Source organism: Comamonas sp. AG1104, from assembly GCF_003350425.1.
GTDB classification, from domain to species: domain Bacteria; phylum Pseudomonadota; class Gammaproteobacteria; order Burkholderiales; family Burkholderiaceae_C; genus Comamonas; species Comamonas testosteroni.
Genome location: NZ_QQAS01000007.1, coordinates 148,568 through 156,679 on the forward strand (window position 1 = coordinate 148,568; position 8,112 = coordinate 156,679).

An 8,112-nucleotide genomic window follows, 5' to 3' on the forward strand; every position below is an offset into this window, starting at 1 on the left:
TGCTGCGGGCCGATTAAAAGCGCCCCTTGGGGCGCCGATCGGTCTGCTCAGTCGTGAGGCAGCGGAAACAAAAAACGCTCATTTCGAGCGCTGGCGGATTCTAGAAGCGCCCTAAATATTCAGTCAACACTAACAAAAATACTTTTTAGATTTTAAAATTATATAAAAACTGTATGAATGTACAGTTTGCTCAAAAAATTACAGCAAAAAATCACGGATTCAAGAGGTGTATACGCTCACATCGTTTTATTTGTCATCAAGGCGAAATAAAGTGCAAAAAGCCTGGTAGCCCTACACGAGCACAGATATAGTGAATCTGCCTGCACGTTGCAGGTGCTTGCCAAAGGAAAGGAAAAGCAAACTCCGCCGAGGCCTTTGATTCCATGGGCTGTTGGCACTTGCTCTTTATCTTCGCTTGAGGCACAAAAGGGAGCAATCGTTGCTTCCAGCGGCAAGGACCACACCCTCCTTGAACCGCGAAAAACGGCCCGGTCTGGTACCGGCCGTAAAGCCCGGAAGTCGGTTTCGCCACTTCCGGGCTTTGTCATTTCCGGCGAGCCTTTTTCTGCGGTGCATTGTTTGCATTTTTTCGTGCTCATCTGCCTCTGGCGGGTATTTCGATAGCGCAAACTTCTCCCTGGAAACGCCTCTTGCCTCTATCTATATATAGAGCGCAATCTAGATACACCAGGGTGCGCTCAAGGTACAGTGGTGTTCCGGGCGCGTGGCGGATCCCGCCCCTGAGAGTCTTGGAAGGCTTTCAATCTCTGCATCAATAACAATTGCCCATGTCCTTGCTCACATCGAATCGCTGGCTTCGTCGGCTGATCTGGTCTGTTCTTGCTCTTTTGCTGTTATGGCTGCTGCTCTGGGCAGTAGTGCCTTGGGTCGCCAAGAGCCAGCTGGAAAAACGGGCTTTCGAGAAGCTGGGGCGTGGCGTCCATGTGGGCAAGATCGAGTTTGCGCCCTGGGCCATGTCCATCACCTTGCATGATCTGGTGATCGATAAAGCTATAAAAAAAGTAGCTGAAACTGCTGATGCAGAGGGTTCTGCGGCTCAGAAAGATCTGAAGTCTGCCGCCGAGCCACAGATACAGATCAAGCGCATCTTCATCAATGCCAGTGCACAGTCCTTGTTCAGACTCGCTCCTGTGCTGGATGCAATCGAGGTCGATGCGCCCGTGGTGCGCCTGACCCAGCATTCATTGGGCAAGCTCGATATTGACGACGTGATTGCCAGGCTCATGCAGCCCGATGACGAAGAGTCGTCCAAGCCCCTGAGCTTTGCGCTGTACAACATTGCATTGCGCGACGGCCGTATCGAGCTCAATGACGAGTTTGTGCAGCGCAGGCACGAGCTCAAGGACTTGCAGTTGAGCATTCCCTTCATCAGCAATCTGGCCTCCAAGCGCGAGATCAAGGTGCTGCCGCATCTGGCTTTCGATCTCAACGGCAGCAAGTTCGACACATCGGGCGAGAGCACGCCGTTCGCCGACACCCGCCAGACGGCGATGCAACTCAAATGGGATCGAATCGATCTGGCTCCCTATCTCGGCTATGTGCCTGCCAGCGTTCCCGTGCAGCCTCTGTCTGGTGTGCTGGACACGGATCTGCAGATCAGCTTCGAGCAAAAAGACCAGCCTGTGGTCAGCATCAGCGGCAAGCTGGCCTTGAGCAATGTCGCGGTGCAAGACCGCCAGAGTGCGCCGCTGCTGAACTTTGAGGCGCTGGAGGTGCAGCTCAAGAATGTTCAGCCTCTGCAGAACCAGATTGCGCTCGAATCGGTGCGCTGGGTCAAGCCCGAGGTTCATGCCAGCCGCAATGCGCAGGGCGTGATCAACTGGCTGGGGTTGAATGCGCCGGCCGTCGCCCCCGCAGCGCCGCTTGAGAAGGCCGTGCCTGAGCCCGCCTCCGCCGAGGCCAGCACTCCGGCCCAGGCAGATGCGAAGGCCGAAAAGCCTGGCAAGCCCCTGGTCGTCGGCGTGCAGCAGTTCGATATTGAAGACGGCATCGTGCATTGGCAGGATGCCGCAACAGGCGCGGCGCCTGCGGCGCTGACCCTGGCTCCTTTGGTGCTGCAGGCCAAGAATCTGGCCTGGCCCATGAATGCGCCTTTGCAACTGACGGCCACTGCAGGCCTGCAAACGGCTGAGCAGGCCCGGGCGGAAGGGGTGGCCAGGCTGATTGTGGACGGAGAAGCCACTGACAAGGCGGGCAAGCTCAATCTCAAGCTCGAGCAGATGCCGCTGCAATGGGTGCAGCCCTATATAGAGGCGCACTTCAAGCCGCAGCTCAGCGCCATGCTGGGCACCGATGCCCGGATCTCCTGGGGTGAGGGCGGGGTAGTGGCAGAGGTGGCCGAGCTGACTGCCGACAAGCTGCAGCTGCAGGACAAGCAGGCCCCTGTCAATATCGAGCAGATCAAGGTCAGCGGCGTTCAGGTCGATCTTGCGGCCCGGCAGGTGCAGGTGGAGGCCATTGCCGTGCAGAAGCCGCAGCTCGCGGCACTGCGTGACGCACAAGGGCACTGGATGTACGAGCGTTGGTTGCCCGTGGCAGCGCCTGCAGCCAAGCCGGCAACGCAGGGCAGCAAGGCGGAGCCGGGTAAGCCCTGGTCGGTCAAGCTGGCAGCGATTGCCGTGGATGGCGGTGCGCTGCAGTTTCGCGATGCAGCACCTGTGCAGGGCGGGAATGCGCGGCCTGTGCAGCTGGATGTGAGCGCCTTGCGCCTACGCCTGGGTGCTTTCGAGCCTCTGGCGGCCAAGGCAGCGCCGACTCCGCTGGAGGTCTCGGCTCAGCTCGCCGCCAGTCGGCGTGTGCAAGCTGGTCATATTCAGTTCAAGGGTCAGTTGGGGCTGACCCCTGTTTCGGCTCAGGGGCAGTTGCAGGCCCGTGGCGTGCCCTTGCATGCGCTGGAGCCGTATTTCGGTCACAAGCTCAATGTGGATCTGGTGCGTGCCGACGGCAACTTCCGGGGCAAGCTCAATTATCTGGCCCATGCCAAGGGGCCGCAGTTGGCGGTGTCGGGGGATGTGGAGCTCAACGACCTGCGCGTACGCTCCACGCTTGCGGCTCCTGTGCAGGAGGAGGTGGGCAAGCCCAGTACTGCCAAGGGCGCGCTGACGGCGGTGCTCAATGACTCCACGGCAGACCGTGCCAAGGCACTGGCTGCGCGCACAGGTCTGGGTCTGGGCGATGATTTGCTGGCCTGGAAAACACTGGTGGTGCGCGGTCTGGACCTGAATATGCAGCCGGCCCAGCCGCTGCGGGTGAGCGTGCGCGAAACCGCGCTGAGCGACTTTTTTGCGCGCGTCATCGTGCAGCGCAACGGCCGCATCAATCTTCAGGACATTGTGAAGACCGAAAAGTCCGAGCAGTCCGTCGCGCAGAACGAAGAGGCGAACGCCCAGGCGGCTGCCGGCGAGAAGCCCGAGCGCAGCAAGCCTGTTGCCGAGCCCGTAAAGCCCGAAGATGCCGGCCCCGCGCCCATCATCAAGGTCGGGCCCATTGTGCTGACGGGCGGCAAGGTGCAGTTCTCTGACTACTTCATTCAGCCCAACTACTCGGCCGATCTGAGTGAGCTGAACGGCCGTCTGAGCGCCTTTTCTTCGCAGGCTCCTGCAGGCCAGGTAGAGCCGCAAATGGCCGATCTTGAAATCAAGGGCAAGGCCCAGGGTACGGCGAAGCTCGATATCAGCGGCAAGGTCAACCCGCTGGCAAAGCCTCTGGCGCTGGATGTACGCGCTCAGATGAATGACCTGGAGCTGTCGCCGCTGTCTCCTTATTCCATCAAGTATGCGGGCTATGGCATAGAGCGCGGCAAGCTCTATATGGATGTGAACTACAAGGTGCAGCCTGATGGGCAGCTCACGGCATCGAACAAGCTGGTGCTGCGCCAACTGACCTTTGGCGACAAGGTGGAAGGCGCGCCCGCATCGCTGCCCGTCAAGCTGGCCGTGGCCCTGCTGTCCGATCGCAACGGCGTGATCGATCTCGATGTGCCTCTGAGCGGATCGCTCAACGACCCGCAGTTCCGTCTGGCGCCCATCATCTTCAAGGTGATCGGCAACATCATCATGAAGGCCGTGACCGCGCCGTTTGCGCTGCTGTCGGGAGCGTTCTCGGGGGGCGACGAGTCGGGTGCAGTCAACTTTGCGCCGGGCAGTGCCAGGCTCGATGGCAAGGCCCGCGAGCAACTGGCCAAGATCGTCAAGGCACTCAACGACCGTCCCGCGCTCAAGATGACGGTGGTGGGGGAGTCGCGTGAGGCCGAAGACAAGGAGGCCTGGAAGACTGAAGAGCTGGATCGTCTGCTGCTGGCCCAAAAGCGCCGCAACGTGATTCGCGAAGGCAAGAGTGGCGACGAGGTGATGGAGTTCAGCGAAGCCGAGCGCCCAGCTCTGCTCAAGGCCGTTTACGGTCGTGCCGATATCAAAAAGCCCCGCAACATGGTCGGAATGGCCAAGGATTTGCCTGCCGACCAGATGACGGCGCTGCTGGTGGCCAGCATCAAGGTGCCTGACGATGCCATGCGCGAGCTGGCTCTGGCGCGCGGCGTGGCTGTGCGGGACTATCTGGCCACGCAACAGCTGCCGCTGGAGCGTCTGTTCCTTGGGGCTCCCAAGCTGGATGTGCAGGACAAAGACTGGACGCCACGTGCCCAGTTGAGCCTGTCTGCGCAGTGATGAAAGTGCTGCAAAACACCTTGCGATTTCGCATTTTTTGGCTTGCCTTTAAATAAAGGCGAAAATACCGGTTTGCCCAGGTGCTCATGTGCCTGGGCTTGCGCTTGGAAAGTCTGCCCTCATGTGGGTTGGCACTGGCCCGTTGCAGCGTTGACTGCGCTGGCTGCCAAGCATTTTCTGACCCTTACATGACATCTATTTCTCCTAGCAGCACCATGTCTGATGCATCTGAAGTGAACCCGGCCTCTGCCAAGAATACTGAGCAACATCCGCTGGATGCATTGACGGGTGGTGCTTTCTCCGCCGAGACGTCGGGTGATCGCGCCGCTCGCATTCGCGACTGGTTGGCGACTCAGCCCACGGTCGAGCAACTCCAGGACGTTCACAAGGAACTGAGCAAGGGCGACAAGAGTGCTGCCCGTGCCGTGCGCGAACGCCTTGACGAAATCCGTCGCACCGCGAATCAGGAAAAAATTTCCGTGGAATGGGCCGAGAAGGCTCAGGCACTGCTGGCTGCAGAGCCCTTTGATGCAGCAGCTGCAGCCGCCTGGCAGCGTGATGCGGCCAAGGCCGGTGCCGCGCTGTCGCGCGAGCCTCTGTCGCAGTTCAAGGCCCGACTGGGCGAGCGCGTGAAGGCTGTGGAAGACCTGCAGCATCGCACCCAGGTGCAGCGCGAAGTGGCGCTGCTGCTGGCGCAGCGTATCGAAGTACTGTCCATCAAGTCCTGGAAGGATGCCAAGGCTGTGCTGGAGGCCCTGGGGGTCGATGTCGCGCGCTGGCAGGAGCAGGCCAAGGAGCTGACCGGCGACGCCAGCTGGAGCAGCGTGGACGGTCGTTTCCCTCCTCAGCTGGAGGCAGCCTCTGCACAACTGGCGCTGGTTTGGGATGCTTTCCAGTCTGCACTGGCACAGACCGAGGCCGCAGCCGCCGACGAAGCAGCGCCGTTGCCCACGGTCCCTGTCTGGGCCGACGAAATCCGTGTGGCCCGTGGTCTGCCTCCCGAAGCTGCTGCCGTGGAAGTGGCCAAGCCCGTTGCACCGCGCGCAGCTGCTGCCAGCCGTGGCAAGCCCACGCCCGAGCAGGTGGAAGCCGCCAAGGCTGGCCTGGGTCAGTCTCTGCAGGCGCTGAAGGCTGAAACTGCAGCTGGCAACAGCAAAGCCGGCTCCGAAGCTGTGCAAGCCATGCGCGCAGCCATCAAGGCCCATGGCCGCTTTGTGGACGAGGCTCTGGTGAGCGAAGTGCATGAGGCTCTGTTGGCCGCCGGTGAAGCCGAGGGCTGGCAGCGCCATCTGGCCGAGAAACTGCGCGAAGACCTGGTGGCCAAGGCTGAAGCCTTGCTCAACCGTCCCGAAGGTCAGGCACTGGGTGGTCGCAAGATCCAGGAAACCCTGCGCAGCCTGCGCGAACAGTGGAAGCAGGCCGACCAGGGCGCCGTGGCCAATCATGCGCTGTGGAAGAAGTTTGACGAGGCCTGCAACGCAGCCTACAAGGTGGTCGAGTCCTGGCACGACAAGATTCGTCAGGACAGCACCCAGGCCAAGGCCCAGCGTCTGGCGCTGATCGAAGAAATCAAGGCTTGGGCCGCAGAGCATTCCGCGAGCCAGGACTGGAAGAACATGCTGCGCGCACTGCGCCAGTTTGGCGAACGCTGGCGCGAAAGCGGGCATATCGGCGAAAAGCTGTTTGCCGAACTGCAACCCCTGTTCAAGCAGGCCATGGCTGCTGCCGAAGCGCCCCTGCAGACGGCGCAGAAGGCTAGCCTGGAGCGTCGCCATGCCATGATCGACGAAGCCACGGCCTTGGGGGCTGCCCCCAGTCTGCGCATCGACGCCGTGAAGGCGCTGCAGCAGCGCTGGCAGGCCGAAGCCCAGGTGGTGCCGCTGGATCGCAAGCATGAGCAAAAGCTCTGGGATGCATTCCGCAAGCCGCTGGACGATGCCTTCAATCGCAAGAGCGTGGAGCGTGGTGGTCGCAGCCAGGCAGCGGTCGAGCTGTCCGAGCATGATCGCCGCGTGCTGGATGCATCCAAGGCGGTCGAGGCGGCCAATGCCAGCGGCGATGTGCAGAAGATTCATGCAGCGCTGGCCGAGCTCGAAGCAGCCATCAAGGCTCAGCCCGCCAAGTCTGATGAAAACCAGCCCCAGGCTCAGACAGAGCAAGCGTCTGACGCTGTTGAGGCGCAAGCGAGCGAAGCCGCTGCAGCGGCCAAGCCGGCACGCCCCGTGGTAGCCGTGCGTGGCGATGACCGCCCTGGCATGAGGAAGGAAGCTGCAGCAGCTGCTGGTGGTCGTCCTGGCGATCGCAAGGATGGCGGCCGTGGTCGTGATGCGGGGCGCGGTGAGCGCGGTGGTCGTGACAGTCGTGATGCTGGCCGTGGCCGTCGCGAGTTCACGCGCGAGGAGCGCGGACCGCGCCTGGCCGATCCGGCCTTCCGCGCCCAGCGTGATGCCGTGGAGCATGCCCAGGAAGCTCTGCGCAAGCTGGCGGCCCAGGCGCACGGCGAAGCGCTGACTCAGCTGCTCGGCGCCTGGCAGGCTCGTGATGCTGCGCAGCTGCCATCGGCTCAGCAACTGGGCAGCAAGGTGACGGCGCCTGTGCGCTCTTCCTGGTCCGGTGCTGTGGCTGCTGCGCCCAAGGGCAATGCTGCTGAGGCCCTGCTGCGCCTGGAAATGGCTGCCGATGTGCACACTCCGGCCGATCAGCTGGCGGCACGCCGTGCGCTGCAGTTGCAGATGCTGACCCGCCGCAACGATCCTTCGCCCCAGCAGACATGGGGTCAGGACGTGGCCACTGTGCTCGGTAGTGTCAGCGATGAGGCATCTGCCCGTCGCCTGCAGACCGCACTCAAGCAATTGCTGCGCAAGTAAGCGACATGTCGCCTCGATGGGAGGCGGTTGCTAAAGAAAAAGGGGAGCCGTTAGGCTCCCTTTTTCATATGTACTGCTGACTGTCGGGGGAGCATCAACAAAAAAGCCGCTGCATTTGCATGCAACGGCTTGTTGTGTTTGGTGCCCAGGAGAGGACTCGAACCTCCACGGAGTTACCCGCTAGTACCTGAAACTAGTGCGTCTACCAATTCCGCCACCTGGGCTTTCAGAGTGAGTCGAATTATATAGCGTTCAAAGTAGCTGCCAGACGAGTTGGGGCACTTTTTTGTGCAAGTTGTCGGCAGAGTTTTATGGGGCTTGAGCTATTTTCCTCGGCCCGCAGGATCGGGAGTGCGGCAGACGAAGGAGCCAGCTTGCGCCAGTGCCTCGCTCCTGGTGTATGTGGCTTAAAGGCACGGTGCAAAAACAAAAAAGCCGCTGCATTTGCATGCAACGGCTTGCCGTGTTTGGTGCCCAGGAGAGGACTCGAACCTCCACGGAGTTACCCGCTAGTACCTGAAACTAGTGCGTCTACCAATTCCGCCACCTGGGCATTTCAG

At 61.1% G+C, this 8,112-nt stretch carries 3 protein-coding genes and 2 tRNA genes; 2 read left to right on the forward strand and 3 right to left on the reverse strand.

The genetic code is table 11. From position 1 onward, the window contains the following. Window positions 1-236: 236 nt before the first annotated feature. A complete protein-coding gene (locus DFO48_RS25225) occupies window positions 237-599 on the reverse strand; it encodes a hypothetical protein (protein WP_138983855.1) in 363 nt (120 codons plus the stop codon). Window positions 600-788: 189 nt separating this feature from the next. On the opposite strand from DFO48_RS25225, the gene DFO48_RS19920 reads away from it, so the two are divergent. Together DFO48_RS19920 and DFO48_RS19925 are read left to right on the forward strand one after the other, a co-directional pair. Next, a complete protein-coding gene (locus tag DFO48_RS19920) occupies window positions 789-4,685 on the forward strand; it encodes a DUF748 domain-containing protein (protein ID WP_114864545.1) in 3,897 nt (1,298 codons plus the stop codon). 215 nt (window positions 4,686-4,900) lie between these two features. After that, window positions 4,901-7,552, forward strand: coding sequence for a DUF349 domain-containing protein (locus tag DFO48_RS19925; RefSeq protein WP_003076234.1), 2,652 nt, complete (start codon window positions 4,901-4,903; stop codon window positions 7,550-7,552). 139 nt (window positions 7,553-7,691) lie between these two features. Here DFO48_RS19925 and DFO48_RS19930 read toward each other — a convergent pair. Together DFO48_RS19930 and DFO48_RS19935 are read right to left on the reverse strand one after the other, a co-directional pair. Further along, window positions 7,692-7,776: transfer RNA gene (locus DFO48_RS19930), tRNA-Leu, on the reverse strand. A 244-nt stretch (window positions 7,777-8,020) separates the two neighbouring features. Beyond that, window positions 8,021-8,105 (reverse strand) — tRNA-Leu (locus DFO48_RS19935). Window positions 8,106-8,112: the final 7 nt, after the last annotated feature.